Annotated in this window: 19 protein-coding genes; 15 read left to right on the top strand and 4 right to left on the bottom strand. The window is 68.1% G+C overall.

Translation table 11 applies throughout. The features are described from left to right. The first annotated feature begins 31 nt into the window (after positions 1 to 31). From BMW87_RS00540 to BMW87_RS00530, 3 genes are read left to right on the top strand one after another with little or no spacing between them, the layout of a single operon-like run. A complete protein-coding gene (locus tag BMW87_RS00540) occupies positions 32 to 946 on the top strand; it encodes a bestrophin family protein (RefSeq protein WP_093073361.1) in 915 nt (304 codons plus the stop codon). Between the two features lie 17 nt (positions 947 to 963). Next, positions 964 to 1,398 carry a DUF3806 domain-containing protein gene (locus tag BMW87_RS00535; RefSeq protein ID WP_256216612.1) on the top strand — a complete coding sequence of 145 codons (435 nt, stop codon included), beginning with the start codon at positions 964 to 966 and terminating at the stop codon, positions 1,396 to 1,398. A gap of 45 nt (positions 1,399 to 1,443) precedes the next feature. Next, complete coding sequence (locus BMW87_RS00530) at positions 1,444 to 2,313, top strand: amidohydrolase family protein (RefSeq protein WP_371258792.1); 870 nt, start codon at positions 1,444 to 1,446, stop codon at positions 2,311 to 2,313. Here the strand turns inward: BMW87_RS00530 and bla are convergent, their stop codons facing one another. After that, positions 2,314 to 3,201 carry a class A beta-lactamase gene (bla, locus tag BMW87_RS00525; RefSeq protein WP_093073357.1) on the bottom strand — a complete coding sequence of 296 codons (888 nt, stop codon included), beginning with the start codon at positions 3,199 to 3,201 and terminating at the stop codon, positions 2,314 to 2,316. A 174-nt stretch (positions 3,202 to 3,375) separates the two neighbouring features. Here bla and BMW87_RS00520 point away from each other — a divergent pair, with 174 nt between their 5' ends. The 7 genes from BMW87_RS00520 to BMW87_RS00490 all read left to right on the top strand — a co-directional run bounded on the left by BMW87_RS00520 (position 3,376) and on the right by BMW87_RS00490 (position 11,013). Then, on the top strand, positions 3,376 to 3,723 hold the full coding sequence (locus BMW87_RS00520) for an ArsR/SmtB family transcription factor (protein ID WP_093055698.1): 348 nt from the start codon (positions 3,376 to 3,378) through the stop codon (positions 3,721 to 3,723). 34 nt (positions 3,724 to 3,757) lie between these two features. After that, the gene (locus tag BMW87_RS00515; RefSeq protein ID WP_093073355.1) at positions 3,758 to 4,291 is read left to right on the top strand and encodes an SRPBCC family protein; all 534 of its coding nucleotides are present in this window, start codon (positions 3,758 to 3,760) and stop codon (positions 4,289 to 4,291) included. Positions 4,292 to 4,575: 284 nt separating this feature from the next. Then, positions 4,576 to 6,612, top strand: coding sequence for a LamG-like jellyroll fold domain-containing protein (locus BMW87_RS00510; protein WP_093073353.1), 2,037 nt, complete (start codon positions 4,576 to 4,578; stop codon positions 6,610 to 6,612). 51 nt (positions 6,613 to 6,663) lie between these two features. Then, positions 6,664 to 6,843, top strand: coding sequence for a hypothetical protein (locus BMW87_RS00505; protein WP_093055695.1), 180 nt, complete (start codon positions 6,664 to 6,666; stop codon positions 6,841 to 6,843). A gap of 37 nt (positions 6,844 to 6,880) precedes the next feature. Further along, positions 6,881 to 9,070 carry a phosphocholine-specific phospholipase C gene (locus BMW87_RS00500; RefSeq protein ID WP_093075086.1) on the top strand — a complete coding sequence of 730 codons (2,190 nt, stop codon included), beginning with the start codon at positions 6,881 to 6,883 and terminating at the stop codon, positions 9,068 to 9,070. 133 nt (positions 9,071 to 9,203) lie between these two features. Further along, positions 9,204 to 9,980, top strand: a complete 777-nt coding sequence (locus BMW87_RS00495) for a DeoR/GlpR family DNA-binding transcription regulator (protein WP_093055693.1) — start codon at positions 9,204 to 9,206, stop codon at positions 9,978 to 9,980. Between the two features lie 10 nt (positions 9,981 to 9,990). Next, positions 9,991 to 11,013, top strand: coding sequence for a DUF2272 domain-containing protein (locus BMW87_RS00490; RefSeq protein WP_093073351.1), 1,023 nt, complete (start codon positions 9,991 to 9,993; stop codon positions 11,011 to 11,013). A 6-nt stretch (positions 11,014 to 11,019) separates the two neighbouring features. On the opposite strand, the gene BMW87_RS00485 is transcribed toward BMW87_RS00490, so the two are convergent. The 3 genes from BMW87_RS00485 to BMW87_RS00475 are packed head-to-tail and all read right to left on the bottom strand — an operon-like array spanning position 11,020 to position 12,234. Continuing rightward, positions 11,020 to 11,274 carry a DUF3297 family protein gene (locus BMW87_RS00485; RefSeq protein WP_093055689.1) on the bottom strand — a complete coding sequence of 85 codons (255 nt, stop codon included), beginning with the start codon at positions 11,272 to 11,274 and terminating at the stop codon, positions 11,020 to 11,022. Between the two features lie 33 nt (positions 11,275 to 11,307). Further along, positions 11,308 to 11,772: a ribonuclease HI family protein gene (locus tag BMW87_RS00480; RefSeq protein WP_093073349.1), complete on the bottom strand. Its 465-nt coding sequence runs from the start codon at positions 11,770 to 11,772 to the stop codon at positions 11,308 to 11,310. Beyond that, a complete protein-coding gene (locus BMW87_RS00475) occupies positions 11,773 to 12,234 on the bottom strand; it encodes a hypothetical protein (RefSeq protein ID WP_093073347.1) in 462 nt (153 codons plus the stop codon). Positions 12,235 to 12,344: 110 nt separating this feature from the next. On the opposite strand from BMW87_RS00475, the gene BMW87_RS00470 reads away from it, so the two are divergent. The 5 genes from BMW87_RS00470 to BMW87_RS00450 all read left to right on the top strand — a co-directional run bounded on the left by BMW87_RS00470 (position 12,345) and on the right by BMW87_RS00450 (position 17,566). Then, complete coding sequence (locus BMW87_RS00470; protein WP_093075082.1) at positions 12,345 to 13,085, top strand: glutamine amidotransferase; 741 nt, start codon at positions 12,345 to 12,347, stop codon at positions 13,083 to 13,085. A 76-nt stretch (positions 13,086 to 13,161) separates the two neighbouring features. Then, positions 13,162 to 13,800: a CDP-alcohol phosphatidyltransferase family protein gene (locus BMW87_RS00465; RefSeq protein ID WP_093073345.1), complete on the top strand. Its 639-nt coding sequence runs from the start codon at positions 13,162 to 13,164 to the stop codon at positions 13,798 to 13,800. A 30-nt stretch (positions 13,801 to 13,830) separates the two neighbouring features. Next, on the top strand, positions 13,831 to 14,412 hold the full coding sequence (locus BMW87_RS00460) for a glutathione S-transferase family protein (protein WP_093055682.1): 582 nt from the start codon (positions 13,831 to 13,833) through the stop codon (positions 14,410 to 14,412). A 94-nt stretch (positions 14,413 to 14,506) separates the two neighbouring features. After that, entirely contained in the window at positions 14,507 to 16,909 is a 2,403-nt protein-coding gene (locus tag BMW87_RS00455; protein WP_093073343.1) for a penicillin acylase family protein, read from the top strand. A gap of 12 nt (positions 16,910 to 16,921) precedes the next feature. Next, positions 16,922 to 17,566, top strand: coding sequence for a histidine phosphatase family protein (locus BMW87_RS00450; protein WP_093073341.1), 645 nt, complete (start codon positions 16,922 to 16,924; stop codon positions 17,564 to 17,566). Positions 17,567 to 17,583: the final 17 nt, after the last annotated feature.

Below are 17,583 nucleotides of genomic sequence, written 5' to 3'. Positions count from 1 at the left end.
GGCCCGGTCGTGCGGGGATAATCGCCGACCGATGATCGTCCGACCCCGCCCTCATTGGCTGCGCATGCTCTTCGTGTGGCGCGGCTCGGTCCTGCTGGACATAGCGCCGCAGCTCCTGTGGACCACCGCCTTCGCGGTGCTGGTGACGGTGCTTCACGGCCGGCTGTTCCAGTGGAAGGTGCCGCTCAATTTCGTGCCCTTCTCGCTCATCGGCCTGACGCTGGCCATCTTCCTTGGCTTTCGCAACGGCACGAGCTATTCGCGCTACTGGGAGGCGCGCACCCTGTGGGGCACGCTGCTCAATGAAACCCGCTCGCTGGTGCGGCAGGTGCTGACGCTGGCCGATGCGCCCGCCGAGGCAGGCAAGCCGACGCTTCGCCTCATCGCCTTCGTGCATGCTCTGCGCCACCAGTTGCGCGGCACCGATCCCTCGGCCGACCTCGCGCGGCTGCTGTCGCCCGAAGACTGCGCCCGCCTGCAGGCCGCGCGCTTCAAGCCGGCCGTTCTCCTGCTGATGGTCGGCGAATGGCTGCGGGACAAACGGAGGGGCGGCCATCTCGACCCGACGCTCGCGCAGGCCATGGAAATTCCGCTGGGCCGCCTGACCGAAGCGCTGGGCGGATGCGAGCGCATCGCGGGCACGCCGATTCCGTTCACCTACTCGGTCATCATCCACCGCACGATCTACCTGTACTGCGTGCTGCTGCCCTTCGGCCTGGTGGACGCCATCGGCCCCATGACGCCGGTGGTGGTCGCGTTCATCGCCTACACCTTCTTCGCGCTCGAAGCACTCGGCGCCGAGATCGAAGACCCCTTCGGCACCTCGCCGAACGACCTTGCGCTGGACGCAATGTCCCGCACGATCGAATCGACCTTGCGCGAGATGATCGGCGAGCCGCAGCCGATGCCGACAGAGTCAAGATCCGACAAGTACATGCAAACCTGAGAGGGAATACTCGCGCCATGGAACAAAAGATCGTTTCCCCCGCTAAGTCGGACCTTCGGGCCATTGCCACCCAGCTCATGCACGCGTCGGAGCTGGTGTCCGAAGCCAGCGGTCACGAGTTGACCGGTACAAGGACAGACCTCGCCGCACTGCAGAAAGTCATCGACTCGAAGCTCGTCGAGCCTGAAGCCACCTACTCCCTTCAGGCGCTGGGCCTCGCATTCGGCAAAGTGTTCATCAGCACTCGTACCGATTTCGACTGGTGGATGGTCGAGGACGAGTACGGACGGGACCCCGCGCTCCGGTACAAGCAGACCTCGCTCCTGCTGTTTCCCAAGACCATGATCTCCAAGCGGATCGAGGACGGCAAGGCAGTCAACGTCACGGAGATGTTCGAGGGGCTGCAGGAAACCGTTCGCGAGGTGTTGGCCGAGCACTACCCGGATGCCTGATCTGGCTCGAAGCACCGCATGAAAACCATCGCGCCAATCGCCGCCATGCTTGTGGCCGCCTGCACGACCATCGCGCCCAGCGCCTACGGACAGGCCCCGGCTTACGCAGGCCCGCTGTTCGACACGCACCTGCACTACAACCAGGAAGCCTGGGACGGCAACACCGGCCCTTACCCGCCCGCCGAGGCGCTCGCGCGCATACAGCGCAACAACGTCAAGGCGATCATTGCCAATTCGCGCCCCAACGCTGGCACGCAGACCCTGGCCGCAGCGCGCGAGACACGCGCCGCGGGCGTGACGGTCGTGCCCTTCGTGCGCCTGTACCGCAACCGCGACGACTACACCAACTGGTTCCGCGACGAGACCATCTACGAGATGGTGCAGACCGAGCTTGCGCGCGGCACCGCGAGCGGACCCTATCGCGGACTCGGGGAATTCCACCTGTACGACAGCGCCGATGCCAACGGCCCCGTGGCGAAGAAGCTGATAGCGCTGGCTGAGCAGCGCAAGCTCGCGGTGCTTGCGCACGTCGACGACGTGGCAATCGACCTGCTGATGGCAAACGCGCCATCGAAGGGCCAGGCCCTGCGCCTGATCTGGGCCCACACCGGCATCGGCGGCCCACCGGTCGAACGGGTACAGGCGCTGCTGGAGCGCTATCCGCTGCTGATGGGTGAGCTCTCGTACCGCCCGGGGCTGACCTGCGAAGGCGGCAGGCTGTGCCCCGAATGGCGTGCGCTGATCCTCAAGTACCCGGGTCGCTTCATGGTCGGCTCCGACACCTGGGTCAACCAGCGCTGGAGCGCCTACGACGAGACGATGCGCGGCTACCGCACCTGGCTCGGCGATCTGCCGGCCGACGTAGCGCAACGCATCGCCTGGGGCAACGCCGCCGCGCTGTTCGACCTTCGCTGATCAGCCTGCCAGCGCGGCCACCGCAATGCGCGTCGCCGACGCAATGACATCGTTGCGCCCCTTCGCGTCCTTCTGCGGAAAGGTCAGGTAGACCGACAGCACGATCGGTGCACCGGCCGGCGGCCACAGCACGCCGACATCGTTCGTGGAGCCATACGAGCCCGATCCGGTCTTGTCCCCCACCTTCCAGCCGGCCGGCACGCCCGCCAGAAAGCGCTCTGTGCTCGTGGTGTTGCCCAGCAGCCAGGTCTGCAGCTGGTCGCGCTGCACAGTGCCCAGCGCATCGCCCAACGCCAGCCGCTGCACGCTGTCGGCCATGGCCGCGGGCGTGGTGGTGTCGCGCGGGTCGCCGGGGATGCTGGTGTTGAGCTCGGGCTCGGTACGGTCGAGCCTGAAGGCCTGGTCGCCGATGCCGCGCGCAAAGGCGGTAACGGCGGGCGGGCCACCCAGCACCTTCAGCAGCAGGTTGGCGGCCGCGTTGTCGCTGTACTGGACGGTGGCGGCGCACATCGCGGCCACGGTCATGCCGGTGGCAATGTGCTTCTCGGTGATCGGCGAATAGGCGACCAGATCCGCCTTGCTGTAGCTGATGTTCCTCGACAGCAGGCCGCTGTCCTTGGTGCTGCGTTCGAGCACGGCCGCGGCCAGCATCAGCTTGAAGGTGCTGCACAGCGGAAAGCGTTCGTGCGGCCGGTGCTGGATGCGCGCGCCGCTGCCGGTGTGGAAGCCGACCACGCCCAGGCGGCCGCCCGAGGCACTTTCGAGCGCGGCGAGCTGCGCTTCAGCCGAAGACTGCGATGCCGTACCAGACCACGCAGTGCATGCGCTGGCGAGCGGCAAGACGGAGGCGGCAAGCAGCAGGCTTCGGCGCTGGACTAGAGGGTTCATTTCGTTTTCTCTTTCTTTGGTCGAGTGGATGGTACGAAGCGAATCCTAGGAGCGGCACCCTCGTCGTTCCAGCCTCCGGACGGCGTTGTGCGTCCCGGGTGTATCCGCTGTAACGGCAAGGTTTATTCAACCATATAGTTGAATACTGATCTGGAAATGCCTATATTCAACCTCATGGTTGAACTAGAACTCGCAGACGAACGGCTCGACGCCGTATTCCACGCCCTGGCCGACAGCACGCGCCGCACCATGCTGCAGTTGCTGTCCCACGGCGAATGCAGCGTGGGCGAACTCGGTGCGCCGTTTCGCATGTCCTTCGCGGGGGCGTCCAAGCACGTGAAGACGCTGGAGCGCGCGGGCCTGGTATCACGCACCGTGCAGGGCCGCGCGCACGTCTGCCGGCTGGAGCCCGCAGCACTGGCCACGGCAGATGCCTGGCTGCGCTACTACGAAGGCTTCTGGAACAACCGTCTCGACGCGCTGGAGCAGGAACTGCGGCGCGAAGAGAAATCGCGCAAGTGATCTCCCCTTCTTCATTCACAAGGAGCACATACCCATGACGATCAAGCACAGCCTCGGCCAGAAGGTCGACCCCGGCACCCTGCGCATGGAGCGCACCCTGCCCGCCCCCATCGAGCGCGTGTGGGCCTACCTGACCGACCCCGACAAGCGCGCCACCTGGCTTGCCGGCGGCACCATGGCGCAGAAACCGGGCGAGATGTTCGACCTGCGCTTCAACCATACCGAACTCACCGGCGAGGTGGCCCCTGATCGCTACGCCGAATGCCGCCAGCCCATCGTGCAGAAGTCGCGGCTGGTGCGCATGGAAGCGCCGACGCTGCTCACGATCAGCTGGGACGAAGGCCCGGCGCCGTCGGAAGTCACCTTCGAGCTCAAGCCGCAGGGCAACACCACGCAGCTCGTGCTCACGCATCGCCGGCTGGCAAGCCGCAAGGACATGGTCAGCGTGGCGGGCGGGTGGCATGCGCACGTCGATGTGCTCATCGAGGTGCTGGCGGGGCGCAAGCCACAGGGCTTCTGGACGAACCACGCAGCGCTCGAGAAAGACTACGAAGCGCAGATTCGCTGACTGAAGCAGCACGTTCCTCCTTTCATTTCTCTCACGCGGGGCCTTCGGGCCCCGTTTCTTTTGGGCGTTGGCGTTCGCGGGGATTGTCAAACCGTTGTCACCTGAGAACCTCAGCATCTGAGGCATTAAGAGTATTTGTGTGTTTTGTTGTAAATAACTTAATTTGCACAAGAACAGAAAGACACCCACGTTCCTTCGGCGCAGCCGCGGGATATGCGTCTCAGAACTTCGAGGGAAACATGATCAGAGGAATGAACACGCGCCGCGCATGGGCAGGAACAAGCATGTGCGCCCTGCTGCTTCTTACCGCTTGCGGTGGAGGTAGCGGCAACGGCTTCCCACCCATCGGCACACCGTCGCCTGGTAGCGGAAGCAACCCGGCGCCGACAGTCAACCAGGGCAAGAGCGGGCCCAAGGCACTCGTCGTCGAGATCGACGGCCTCACGCATGCGGCGCTTCGCGACGCCATGGCACAGAACAAGGTGCCGGCATTGCAGTCGCTGCGCGTTGCACCGGCATGGACCGGCGGCGCCAACGGCACGCTGAGCGAACAGCGCACCACCGACGGCCCGGGCTGGGCCACGCTGCTGACCGGCACATGGGCGCAGCGCCACGGCGTGCGCTGGGACACGAACGACCAGCGCATCGACGTCAAGCTCGCGCCCTCGGTCTTCGCGCTCGCCAGGCAGAACAAGACGACCGCCTACAAGACAGCTTCCGTCACCGCAAGCGCGCTCTATCCGCTGCTGCTGTCGAACGAAACCGGCACGCTCGACAGCGCAATCGACTGCGCCGGCGCCGACACCTGCGTCACCGACCGCACCGCGCAACTCATCGACACGGGCTACGACCTGCTGGTCGCGCAGTACGGCGCACCGGGCGCGGCGGCAAGCAGCGGCCTGAAGAGCGACGCGTACCAGCGCGCGATCGCCGACACCGCCGCCGGCGTGGGCCAGTTGCTGGCGCGCATCGCGCAGCGCACTGCCAACGATCCGAAGGAAGACTGGCTCGTGATCCTCACGACCAGCCACGGCCTCGACACCTTCGGCGGTGCAACCGGCCTGCAGGACAACGACAACAAGACCATCTTCATCGCGAGCAACAAAACGCTCGCGGCGCAAGCCGGCGTCGGCACGACCGCTCCTGCTGACGCAAGCCTGCTCGCACTTTCGGCCGCCACCGACATCGCGCCGACCGTGTTGCGTCACCTCGGCGCGCTGCCCGCGGCCGCCGACTACCGCTTCAACGGCCAGGCCCTGCAGGCGGCCACGTCGCTGCGCGGCCTCTCGGCGAAGACGGGTGCGGACAAGCGCAGCATCGAGCTGTCGTGGACGCTCGCCGGCACCACGACCGCGCCAGTGCAGGTGCTGCGCGACGGCAAGCTGGTGGCTACGCTGCCCGCCGGCTCGACTGCCTACGTCGGCCCCATCGTCGCCGAGAGCGACGGGCTGTACACCTTCCAGTACGCGGTCGTCGCCAACGAGGTCACCGTGGCGCTCACCGCGCAGATCGCCTACGTCAAGCCGGTACCGCCGGAACCGCCGGTGACGCTCGCTCCCACGCTGGTGAACGGGCTGGTCAACTACTACCCGCTCAACGCCCTGCCTGCAGTCGATGCGAAGAGTGCCTCCACGCTCGCCCCTTGGGCTGCCGACGCCAACGGCGGCACGCTGGTCGACGACAGCTTCCCGGCACCCAACAAGGCCAAGGCGCTGCGCGTCGACAGCACCGTGAAGAACGCCAGTGGCATGGCCGGCTATCGCCTGGTGCAGAACAGCGACGTAACCACCAACCCGGCGGTCACGGCCTTCACCATCGGCTTCTGGATGCGCACCGACAACACCTGCAGCCAGGGCGTGAGCAACGGCGGCACGGTGATCGGCAACAAGAACTACACCACCGGCGGCAACGCGGGTCTGGCCATCGGGCTGTTCGGCAGCTGCGAGATCCGCTTCAACGTAGGCACGGGCAGCGCACGCGCCGACAGCAACGGCTACAGCCTGAGCGCTGGCCAGTGGGCCTACGTGGCGGTGGTGATCGACAAGGCCGCACTCACGATGAAGGGCTACGTGATGGACCCCGTCAGGGGCATCCAGACCAACAGCACCGCCATCACCAGCGCGCTGGTCGACAAGCTCGGCGGCCTGGGCAACGGCCTGGGCCTGAACGAGGACGGCACCGGCCTCTACTACCAGCGCGAAACCTCTTCGCCGCGCGGCGCCATGGACTTCGACGACTTCGCGATCTGGAACCGCTCGCTCACGAACGACGAGCTGACCAGCATCTTCAAGTCGGGCACGCCGCTGTCGACGCTGCCCTGACCCCAATCACCCCCGAGCCCCAAGACAACAACGATTCCAGAGGATCAAACCATGCAAGTTCAAACCCTTCTTTGCGCGCGCCTCGTGCCCGCGCTCGTTCTGGCCTGCGCCCTTTCCGCCTGCGGCGGCAGCGGAGGTGGCGGCGGCTTCGTCGGCGGCACACCGACGCCCCCCACCACGCCCACGCAACCCGACACCGGCGTTGCCCCCGTGAAGAGCTGCGCACCCTGAGCCCCGCCGAACCATGTCCAACCAAAACAACAAGCCCATGACGAACTCACGTCGCAAATTCCTCACCGGCACGGCCACGACCGGCGCCGCCGCCCTTGCGCTCTCGGCCTTTCCGCCGAGCATCCGCCGCGCGCTCGCCATTCCGGCCAACAACAAGACCGGCACCATCCAGGACGTCGAGCACATCGTGATCCTGATGCAGGAGAACCGTTCGTTCGACCAATACTTCGGCACGCTGATGGGTGTGCGGGGCTTCGGCGACCGCTTCACCATTCCGCTGCCAAAGGGCTTGAACGTGTGGCAGCAAAGCGATGCCAGCGGCAAACCTATCCTGCCCTACCACCTCGACAGCCGCAAAGGCAACGCACAACGCGTGAGCGGTACCCCCCACTCCTGGAGCGACGGCCAGAACGCCTGGGACGGCGGGCGCGCCTACCAATGGCCGCGCTACAAGACCAATGCGTCGATGGGCTACTTCAAGGAGGCCGAAGTAACGTTCCAGTTCGCGCTGGCCAATGCCTTCACGCTGTGTGACGACTACCACTGCAGCATGCATACGGGCACCAACTCGAACCGCATGTTCCACTGGACCGGCACCAACGGCCCCACGGGCGCCAACGTGGCCACCGTCAACAACGAATGGGACGACATCGGCCCGTCCACCACCGGCTACGAGTGGAAGACCTACCCCGAGCGGCTGCAGGAAGCCAAGGTCAGCTGGATCATCTACCAGAGCCTGCCGGACAACTTCACCGACAACCCGTTGGCCGGCTTCAAGCAGTACCGCAAGGCCAACGAGGATTCGGGCAAGCCGGTGAGCAACGACGGCCCGTCGCCCGCCTACGACCCGGCCAGCGACGACGCCGGCAACCCGCTCTACAAGGGCATTGCCAACACCATGCCCGACGGCGGCTTCCTCGAGCAGTTCCGCCAGGACATCAAGAACGGCAAGCTGCCGAAGGTGTCGTGGATCGTTGCGCCCGCGGCCTACTCCGAGCACCCCGGCCCCTCGAGCCCGGTGCAGGGCGGCTGGTACATCCAGGAAACGCTGGACGCGCTCACCGCCGTGCCGGACGTGTGGAGCAAGACCGTGCTGCTCATCAACTTCGACGAGAACGACGGCTACTTCGACCACTACCCCTCGCCGGCCGCGCCCTCGCTCAACCCCGACGGCTCGATGGCCGGCAAGACCACGCTGCCCGAGGCCGACCTCGCCGTGGAGCGCTTCACGCACCCGAAGCCGCCGGGCACCAGCGGCCAGCCCGCACCTGATGGCCGTGTGTACGGCCCCGGCGTACGCGTGCCGATGTATATCGTCTCGCCATGGAGCCGCGGCGGCTGGGTCAATTCGCAGGCCTTCGACCACACCTCGGTGATCCGCTTCATCGAGGCACGCTTCGGCGTGAAGGAGCCCAACATCTCGCCGTTCCGCCGCGCAGTGTGCGGCGACCTCACCAGCGCATTCAACTTCGCCACGCCCAACACGGAAGCACTTCCCACGCTGACGGGACGCACGACCAAGGCTGACGCCGACAAGCTGCGTGCCGACCAGCAGGCCCTGGCGCAAGTGGCGTTGCCGCTCGACCCGCAACTGCCGCGCCAGGCCACCGGCACACGCCCCTCGCGCGCCCTGCCATACGAGCTGCACACGAGCGCGCGCGCCGATGTCATCAAGGGCCAGATGCGGCTGATCTTCAAGAACAGCGGCAAGGCTGCGGCCGTGTTCCATGTGTACGACAAGCTCAACCTCGACCGCCTGCCGCGCCGTTACATGGTCGAGCCCGGCAAGACGCTCGACGACACGTGGAACCCCACGACCGACAACAGCGGCTTCTACGACCTCTGGGTGCTCGGGCCAAGCGGCTATCACCGCCACTTCAAGGGCGACCTCAACCGGCTTCGCGCCGGTGGCGCACCCAGCCCCGAAGTGCAGGTGTGCTACGACATTGCAAACGGCAACGTGTACCTGGAAATGCTCAACGGCGGTGGTGGCGCCTGCAAGTTCACAGTGCGCGCCAAGGCCTACCGCGACGACGGCCCGTGGAACGCCACGGTGAACGGCGGCGGCAAGGCCGAGCAACTGTGGGTGCTGGCCAGCAGCGGCCAGTGGTACGACTTCGCCGTTACCTGCGATGCCGATCCGGCCTTCTATCGCCGCTTTGCCGGCCGCGTCGAAACCGGCAAGCACTCGGTGAGCGATCCGGCCATGGGCCTCGCCGATCTCTGACAACGGACGGGGCCAACGCACCTGCATCGGGATATTGGCCGGCACAATTGCACGGCCCCTGTGCCTGTTCACGTGCAACCGGGGCGGCTGTCACACTGACGCCGCCCCTTTTTCTTTTTTACGCCGGCATTCCATGCTCCAAGAAGAACGATTCCTGCGCATCCGCAGCCTGCTCGCCACCTTCTCGCGACTCAGCGTCGAGCGCGTCATGCAGGACCTCACGGTGTCGCGCGAAACGGTGCGCCGCGACCTGCTCGAACTCGAAGGCCTGGGCGAACTGCGCCGCGTGCATGGCGGTGCCGTTGCCATCAAGGCGGAGCCCGAGCCGCCGCTCGCGGTGCGGCTGGTGGCGCGCCAGCGCGAAAAGCGCGCCATTGCCAAGGCCGCCGTCGCACTACTGCGGCCGGGGCAGACCATCTTCATGGACGCGGGCAGCACCATGTCGATCTGCGCGGAAGAGATCGGCACGCTGAGCGGCATGACGGTCATCACCAACTCGCTGAACATCGCGCTCAAGTTCGCGGGCGCGGGCGAAGGCCGGCTCACCGGCAACCAGACCATCCTGCTGGGCGGCCAGATCGACGTGAAGGCGCAGGCCACCTGCGGCGACACCACGGTCGAGGCCATACGCCGCTACCGCGCCGACGTGGCGCTGCTGTCGCCGGTGGGGCTGCACGCCAAGCATGGCGCGATGAGCTTCGAGCACCACGAGGCCACCGTGGCGCGCGCCATGGCCGAGCAGGCGCAGCAACTGGTGCTGTTGGCCGACCACGCCAAGATCGGCCAGGCCAGCCGCGTGACCTATGCGCGGACGACGGACATCGACGTGGTGGTCACCGATGCCAAGGCGCGCGAACTGCCGGGGCTGTCGGCACTGCGCAAGGCGTGCGAGCGGGTGATAGTGGCCTGAGGCGCATCGCATGCTGCGACCGGACGCGCCCCCTGCCTCACGATGGGCGATGGCGGCCCTGGGCGCCGCAGCCTTCTTGCTCGCATCCGCGCCGGGCCTGGCTTCCGCTGCATCAGGCTGCCTCGAAACGGCCACGCAGGCCCCTTCACCGTCGCGCGCACTCGCGATGGCGACCTTCGCACTGCAGGAGCACGAGGCCTTCGGCGGCCAGTCCATGGATGCCGAAGGCCGCATGACCGAAGCCGGCGACTCCGAAGCCGAGGACACGCGCCGCACGGTGCCGGGCCTCGCGCCATGGCAGCGGGTGCTGGGCTACTGGCAGGCCGTCGATCCGCAGCTCCCGTCGCTCGTTCGCTTCGGCGCACTGCGGGGCGCCGACCGGCACCTGCTGATGCAGGCGTTGAACGAAGCGACGGCCGGGCGCCTGCAGGGCATGGGCGTCGGCCCCGACGAGGGGCTTGATTCAGTGGAGCTGCGCGCCGTTCAGGCCGCACTGAGCCGGGTCGCGGTGATCGACACGCCCTGGTCCGCGGCCTTCATCAGCTGGCTGGCGCGGCAGGCGGGGCTGGCGGACGACGAGTTCGTGTTCTCCGAGGCACACGTCGACTATGCGGGTGCTGCGTGGCAAGCCGGCGTCGAGGAGGCTGCGGGCCGCCCCACGCGCTACGCCCTGCGCGCCTGCGATCTGACACGCACGCCGCCGCGCGTCGGCGACCTGGTCTGCCAGGCACGCGGCGCGGGCGCCGGATTCGACACCTTCGACAAGATCGGTGAAGTGCTGGCCGCGCGGGACACCGGCGGCGAACCGCTGCCCATGCATTGCGACGTGGTGGTGGCTGTGGATGCCACGGGCTTCGACACCGTGGGCGGCAACGTGCTGCAGTCGGTCACGCGGCGCCGGCTCGACTTTGCGCCGGGCACGCGCTGGCTGGACCCGAGCTACCTGCCCGAGGGATGCACGCCGGGCGCTCCGGGGTGCATCGATCGCCACATGAGCCGCCAGCCCTGGTCGCTGCTGCTGCAGTGGCGCTGAGCGCGCTTACGCTTCCTTGTAGTACGCCTCGACTGTGCCCTTGAGCTTGAGCAGCAGCGGCTTGCCCTTGCGGTCGAGGGTCTTGCCGGCGGGCACCTTGATCCAGCCTTCGCTGATGCAGTATTCCTCGACGTCGAGGCGGTCCTTGCCGTTGAAACGGATGCCGATGTCGTGCTCGAACGCGGCGGCCACGTGGTGCGGGCTGCGCGGATCGATGGAGAGGTGGTCGGGAAGGGGTGGGCGGGGAGTGGCTTCTGTCATGGCGCGTGATGATAGGGGCTCCCGGGCCCGACCCTATCGCCGCTTCTTCGCGGGCCTTGCAGGCGGCTTGGGCGCGAAGCCCAAGGCGGCGCGTGCCAGTGCGTCGGCCTCGCCGTTGCGGTGGCGCGGAATCCACTGCACGCGCACGTCGTCGAAGCTGCCGAGCAAGGCGCGGGCATCGTCGAACAGGCCGGCCAGGCGCTCGATCGGTTTCGCCCCGGCCGGGCCGAGCTGCTCGACCAGGATGCTGTTGTCGCTATAGGCCCGCACCGCCGTCGCGCCCCGCTCGCGCAGGTCTTGCAGCGCGAGCGTCAGCGCCCGCAGTTCGGCCTCGTTGTTGCAGCCTGTGGCATGCGTGGCTTGCGACAGCGTGTGGCGCTTGCCGTCAGGCGCGGTGATGACGGCGCCGATGCCCATGCGCCCCGGGTTGGGCGTGGCGCTGCCGTCGCAGTAGACGGTCCACGGAAGGCTGTCGGGCCTGGCTTCTCCTGCACTCATTCAGCAGTTGCCGCGCTTGATGCCTGCGAGGTTCTGGCAGGGCCGCTGGCCGGGCGGCGGCCCAGGGTCGTGCGCATGCGGTGGCGGCCGGCGAATGGGGCGCACGCCGTCGTAGTACGGGTCGGGGCTCAGGATGACGACGGCCGGGGGATCGGCCGCCGCGGGCTGCGTGTCGGCGGGATAGCGCGGGATGATGGCCGGGCCCGAGGGCGGATTGCTCGCCACCTGGTTGGGCGGTGCAATCGGTGCTGTCGGGGTCGGCGCCGGCGTGTAGTCCGGCCGGCGCGCCTCGGCGGGCGGCGACTCAAGGATCGGCACCTGCCGCGACTGCTTGCTACCCGCCGGGCAAGCCACGTTGGTGTAGGAGATGGCCCCGCTGGCGTCCGTGCAGCGCACCACCTCCGCCGCATGTGCGCCCAGCGCCGCAGCGAAGATCATGAGGGAGGCAGCCAAGGTGCGCATCAGTCGATTTTTCGGCAGGGTTGCAGTCAGGTCAAACACCCGGGGACCGCCCCGGGTCATCCACTGTAGCCGTTGCGAGCGCGTTGTGCACCTGCGGCATGATCGCGGGCATGGACAACCACCGCCCGCACCCGCTCGTCATCGTCAAGCTTGGAGACACCTTCGAGGCCCTGCGCGCGCAGCGCGGCGACTTCGAGCACTGGATCGCCGACGGGCTCGACACGCACGCGCTGCCCCTGCTGGTGGTCGATCCGCGCCGCGGCGACGCCCTGCCCGACCCGGCCGAAGTGTCAGGCGCGGTCGTCACGGGTTCGCACGCGATGGTGTCGCACCGCGAACCCTGGAGCGAGACCACGGCCGCCTGGCTCGCGCAGCTCGTGGCGCGCGACACGCCGGTGCTCGGCATCTGCTACGGCCACCAGTTGCTCGCGCATGCGCTCGGCGGCGAGGCCGGCGACCACCCGCAGGGCGCGGAGGTCGGCACCGTGACCGTCACGCTCGACAATGCCGCCGCTACCGACCAGTTGCTGCACGGCCTGCCCGCGCAGTTCCCGGCCCACGCGGTGCACTGGCAGAGCGCTCTGCGCCTGCCCGAAGGCGCAGTGCGGCTGGCCGGCAACGACCACGAGCCGGTGCACGCGTTCCGCGCGGGCGCGCATGCCTGGGGCGTGCAGTTCCACCCCGAGTTCGACGCCGACGTCATGCGCGGCTACATCGACCAGCTGGCCGGCGACCTGGCTCGCGCCGGCACCGACCCGGCCGCACTGCGCGAGCACGTGGTCCCGACCGATGCAGCGGCCGGCCTGCTCGGGCGCTTCGCACGGATCGTCGAAGCGCATCACGGCGTCTGACGCCATGCGCTGACAAAAAGCGCGTTTCGCTTCGGTTAAGGTGCGGTCCATTCGCCGTTTGCCCAACCCATCTTTCATGACCACTCCCTCCCCCGCGCCGACCCGCAAGCATTTTTCGATGCTCCGGGAATTCCACCTGGCCGACGCCTTCACGCTCGGCAATGCAGCCTGCGGGGTGGGCGCGGTGTTCCTCGCAATGGCCTTCATGGCGAGCCAGTCGCTCGCGCAGTTCCTGTGGTCGGCCGCGCTCGCACCGGCCGCTTTCATCTTCGACGTGCTCGATGGCCGGATCGCGCGCTGGCGCCAGACGCAATCTGCCCTCGGTCGCGAGCTCGACTCGCTGGCCGACATCATCTCCTTCGGCATGGCGCCCGCCGCGCTCGGCTTCGCAGCCGGACTGAACAGCGGCTGGGACTGCGTGATCCTGATCTATTTCGTGGGCTGCGGCGTGAGCCGGCTTGCGCGCTTCAACGTGACGGCCGAGGCACTGTCGGCCGGCTCCGACAAGGTGAAGTACTTCGAGGGCACCCCCATCCCGACCAGCGTGGTGCTGGTGGGCGTGCTGGCATACGCGGCCTGGCAGGGCCACATCGGCAGCGCCTTGTGGGGCGGCGCCTGGGTCATCGGGCCGTGGCAGTTGCATCCGCTCACGCTGCTGTTCGCCCTGTCGGGCACGCTCATGATCAGCAAGACGCTGCGAATCCCGAAGTTCTGACCGCTCACTCGAGACGAAGGAGACACGCCGATGACCATGAAGCTGTATTTCGACCCGCACAGCCGCTCGCACATCGCCAAGTGGATGCTCGACGAAGCCGGCGCCGACTACGAGATCGTGACCACCCTGCTCAAGGACAAGGCGCACAAGAAGCCTGAGTTCCTGAAGATCAACCCTGCGGGCAAGCTGCCGGCGCTGGTCGACGGCCAGGCGCGCGTCTTCGAGAACGCCGCCATCTGCATGTACGTGGCCGAGAAGTTTCCCGGCAAGCGGCTCGCTCCCCCCGTCGGCACACCGGACCGGGGCCGCTACCTGTCGCTGATGGTCTATTCGACCGCGCAGCTGGAGCCCGCGATGGGCGACGCCATCCTGAAGATCCGCAGCAACAACAGCGCGCGCGGCTGGACCAATTTCGAAGCGGCCAAGGACGCGGTCGAGCGCGAACTGCGCTACGGCCCCTACCTGTTCGGCGCGCAATTCACCGCGGCCGACGTGATGATCGGCTCGATGCTCATCTGGCACCGCGCCTTCGGCGGCGTCCTGAACCGGCCTACGCTCGACGCCTACATCGACCGGCTGCAGGCCCGGCCCAAGGGCATGAAGTTCGGCTGAACTCTGCGCGGCATGCCGCGCTGGTGACAACGCGCGGCAAAGGTACGTCCTTTAATCGGCTTCCTTGTTCCTTTCCAATAAGAGAGACGCCCGCATGACATCGAAGAACGCCACGCCTTCCCGGTTTTCGCTCACGGCCCTTTCCGTGGGCCTGGTCGCCTTGCTCGCCGCCTGCGCGAGCACGCCGCCGCCCGGCGGGCGCAGCGTGACCATCGAGCGCACCACCTTCGGCATCCCGCACATCACCGCGCCGGACTACGAGGGCCTGGCGTACGGCAGCGCCTATGCGCATGCGCAGGACAACGTCTGCCAGACGGCCGAGCACCTGCTCACACTGCGCGGCGAGCGCTCGCAGTTCCTGGGCGCGCAGAACACCGGCGACCTGGGCCTGGGCCGCGCGCCGAATGCGCAGATCGACCTGTTCATCCGCTATCACATGGACGACGCCGCGCTGGCGCGTGCAGGCGCTACCACGAGCCCCGACGTGCAGGCCGCGCTGCGCGGCTACGTGGCCGGCTACAACCGCTACCTGCAAGACGCCGGCCCCAACGGGTTGCCCGAAGCCTGCCGCGGCAAGCCCTGGGTGCGGCCGATGACGACTGGCGACCTGTCGCGCGCCACCGAGATGTCGATGATCCAGGGCGGCCTGGGCGCGCTGGCGGGCGCAGTGCTGGCCGCGGTGCCGCCCGCCCCCGGCGCCAAGACCAGCGCCGCGCCGGTGGACCTGAAGGAAGCCGTGGCCGAAATCGGCCGCCACAGCTTCAACGCCAACCCCGAGGGCGGCGAGCTCGGCTCCAACGGCTGGGCCTTCGGGCGCAATGCCACGCCGGACGGCAAGGGCCTGCTGCTGGGCAACCCGCACTTTCCGTGGACCGGCACCAACCGCTTCTGGGAAATGCACCTCACCATCCCCGGCAAGCTCGACGTGATGGGCGCCACCGGCGGCCTAAGCCCGGTGGTGGCCATCGGCTTCAACAAGGACGTGGCCTGGACGCACACCGTGTCGACCGGCAAGCGCTTCACGCTGTACGAGCTGAAGCTCGACCCCAATGACCCGACGGTGTACCTGGTCGACGGCCAGCCGAAGAAGATGGTTGCGCGCACCGTGGCACTGCCCGCCGCGGCAACGGGCGGCACCGCGCCGCCGGTGCAGCACACCTTCTATTCGACCGACTGGGGCCCCGTGATCTCGCTGTCGCGCGCCGGCCTGGGCTGGACCGCGCAGAAGGCCTACGCCATCCGCGACGCCAACACGCTCAACGTGCGCTCGGCCGAGAGCTGGATGAAGATGGCACTGGCCCGCAACGTGACCGAGCTACGCGCCGCCATGGGCAACCAGGGCATGCCGTGGATCAACACCATTGCGGCCGACCGCGACGGCAACGCGATGTACGCCGACCTGTCGGTGGTGCCCGACGTATCGGCCGACATGCTCAAGAGCTGCGCGCCTTCGCCTGCCGCCGCCGCGCTGCTCAACGCGGCCGGGCTGCCGGTACTCGACGGCTCGCGCAGCGCCTGCGCATGGAACCGCGACAGCGCGGCCGCCGCGCCCGGCATCATCGCGCCGGCGCGCATGCCGGTGCTCATCACGCCGGACTACGTGCAGAACAGCAACGACAGCTTCTGGCTCAGCAACCCCGAAACCGCGCCGATGGCTGGCGTGTCGCCGTTGGTGGGCCCGATTGGGCTGCCGCAACGGCTGCGCACGCGCAGCGCGATCATGGAAATCCGCGGCCGGCTCTCGGGCGGCGACGGCCTGCCCGGCAACCGCATGGGCGCGGCCGAGCTGCGCAGCGTGATCTTCCGCGACAGGAATCTCGCAGGCATGCTGGTGATGGCCGACCTGCAGGCCGCCTGCAGCGCCGCCGGCAACACGCTCACCACCGATCAGGCGCTCGGCTGCCGCGTGCTCACCGCCTGGGACCGCACCAGCAATGCCGACTCGAAGGGCGCACCGCTGTTCCGCGAGTTCTGGCGCAAGACGAAGGACGTGCCCAAGGTCTGGCGCGTGCCGTTCGACCCCGCGCAGCCGGTGGCGACGCCCGCCGGGCTCGACATGGCCACGCCGGCCACGCGCGAAGCCGTGTTCAAGGCGCTGGGCGACGCGGTCGGCATCCTGCGCACCGCCGGCTTCGCGGCCGACGTGCCGCTGGGCGTGCCGCAGTCGCGCCTGGTGCGCGGCCAGAAGATCGCGCTGCACGGCGGCGACGAGTTCGAGGGCGTGCTCAACAAGCTGGAGTCGCAGGGCCAGTCGCTGATAGACCCGAAGGGCTACAACGTCAACTACGGCAGCAGCTACATGCAAGTCGTGACCTTCGACGCCAACGGCCCGGTTGCTCAAGGCCTGCTGACCTACGGCCAGAGCAGCGACCCGGCTTCGCCGCGCGCCTACGACCAGTTGCCGCTGTTCGCGGCCAAGCAGTGGCACCCGCTGCCATTCCACCCCGCCGACGTGCGGGCGCAGCGCGAAGGCACTCCGCTGCAGCTCGCGTACTGACACCGCCCATCCATGTCACAGCAAACCGCCCCTTCCCACACCGCCCCGAGCGGGCTCGGCGAACTGATCCGCATCGCCGAGGCGCAGCCGCTGTCGCCAGCCTGCGATCACTTCTACTTCCTGCGCCACGGGCAGACCGGCCGCAATGCGCTGCGCATCTTCCAGGCGGTGGACGAGCCCCTGAGCGAGCTTGGTCTGCAGCAGGCCGCGCGCGCCGCGGGGCTGCTGGCCGGCGAGCCGATCAGCACCGTCGTGTGCAGCGACGCGCGGCGCGCGCACGACACGGCGTACACCGTGGCCACGACGCTGAAGCTCGTGCCGGCCGCACAGGCCGCGCTGCGCGAGCGCAACTTCGGCGCGCTGATCGGCACCTCGTCCGCCAACATCGACTGGGCATGTGAGCCAGAGGGCGGCGAAACGCTCACGCAGTTCGTCACACGCACGCGCGACGCGCTCGACACGGCCCTGCGGCTGCCCGCCCCGGTGCTGGTGGTGGCACATGGCGGCACGCTCTACGCGCTGGCCGCCCTGCTGGGCGTGCCGGTCGACGTCGGCCTGCTCGGCAATGCACAGCCCTTGCGTTTCGAGCGCCGCGGCCCCACATGGGCCGTGACGCCGCTGCTGCGGCAAGCCGACGGCGACGCAGCCCTGGCCTAGCCTCCCCCCACTCCTCG

This window comes from Variovorax sp. OV084 (assembly GCF_900111625.1).
In the GTDB taxonomy this organism is placed as follows: domain Bacteria; phylum Pseudomonadota; class Gammaproteobacteria; order Burkholderiales; family Burkholderiaceae_C; genus Variovorax.
Note: the sequence above shows the minus strand (reverse complement) of the source record. Positions and strands in the feature narration are given on the sequence as shown.

Coding starts and splice junctions, on each gene's coding strand:
- BMW87_RS00475 (WP_093073347.1), bottom strand. CDS start 12,234: ATGCGCACCTTGGCTGCCTCCCTCATGATCTTCGCTGCGGCGCTGGGC.
- BMW87_RS00540 (WP_093073361.1), top strand. CDS start 32: ATGATCGTCCGACCCCGCCCTCATTGGCTGCGCATGCTCTTCGTGTGG.
- BMW87_RS00490 (WP_093073351.1), top strand. CDS start 9,991: ATGCTGCGACCGGACGCGCCCCCTGCCTCACGATGGGCGATGGCGGCC.
- BMW87_RS00530 (WP_371258792.1), top strand. CDS start 1,444: ATGCTTGTGGCCGCCTGCACGACCATCGCGCCCAGCGCCTACGGACAG.
- BMW87_RS00470 (WP_093075082.1), top strand. CDS start 12,345: ATGGACAACCACCGCCCGCACCCGCTCGTCATCGTCAAGCTTGGAGAC.
- BMW87_RS00520 (WP_093055698.1), top strand. CDS start 3,376: ATGGTTGAACTAGAACTCGCAGACGAACGGCTCGACGCCGTATTCCAC.
- BMW87_RS00535 (WP_256216612.1), top strand. CDS start 964: ATGGAACAAAAGATCGTTTCCCCCGCTAAGTCGGACCTTCGGGCCATT.
- BMW87_RS00455 (WP_093073343.1), top strand. CDS start 14,507: ATGACATCGAAGAACGCCACGCCTTCCCGGTTTTCGCTCACGGCCCTT.
- BMW87_RS00515 (WP_093073355.1), top strand. CDS start 3,758: ATGACGATCAAGCACAGCCTCGGCCAGAAGGTCGACCCCGGCACCCTG.
- BMW87_RS00500 (WP_093075086.1), top strand. CDS start 6,881: ATGACGAACTCACGTCGCAAATTCCTCACCGGCACGGCCACGACCGGC.
- BMW87_RS00480 (WP_093073349.1), bottom strand. CDS start 11,772: ATGAGTGCAGGAGAAGCCAGGCCCGACAGCCTTCCGTGGACCGTCTAC.
- BMW87_RS00505 (WP_093055695.1), top strand. CDS start 6,664: ATGCAAGTTCAAACCCTTCTTTGCGCGCGCCTCGTGCCCGCGCTCGTT.
- BMW87_RS00495 (WP_093055693.1), top strand. CDS start 9,204: ATGCTCCAAGAAGAACGATTCCTGCGCATCCGCAGCCTGCTCGCCACC.
- BMW87_RS00450 (WP_093073341.1), top strand. CDS start 16,922: ATGTCACAGCAAACCGCCCCTTCCCACACCGCCCCGAGCGGGCTCGGC.
- BMW87_RS00485 (WP_093055689.1), bottom strand. CDS start 11,274: ATGACAGAAGCCACTCCCCGCCCACCCCTTCCCGACCACCTCTCCATC.
- BMW87_RS00465 (WP_093073345.1), top strand. CDS start 13,162: ATGACCACTCCCTCCCCCGCGCCGACCCGCAAGCATTTTTCGATGCTC.
- bla (WP_093073357.1), bottom strand. CDS start 3,201: ATGAACCCTCTAGTCCAGCGCCGAAGCCTGCTGCTTGCCGCCTCCGTC.
- BMW87_RS00460 (WP_093055682.1), top strand. CDS start 13,831: ATGACCATGAAGCTGTATTTCGACCCGCACAGCCGCTCGCACATCGCC.
- BMW87_RS00510 (WP_093073353.1), top strand. CDS start 4,576: ATGTGCGCCCTGCTGCTTCTTACCGCTTGCGGTGGAGGTAGCGGCAAC.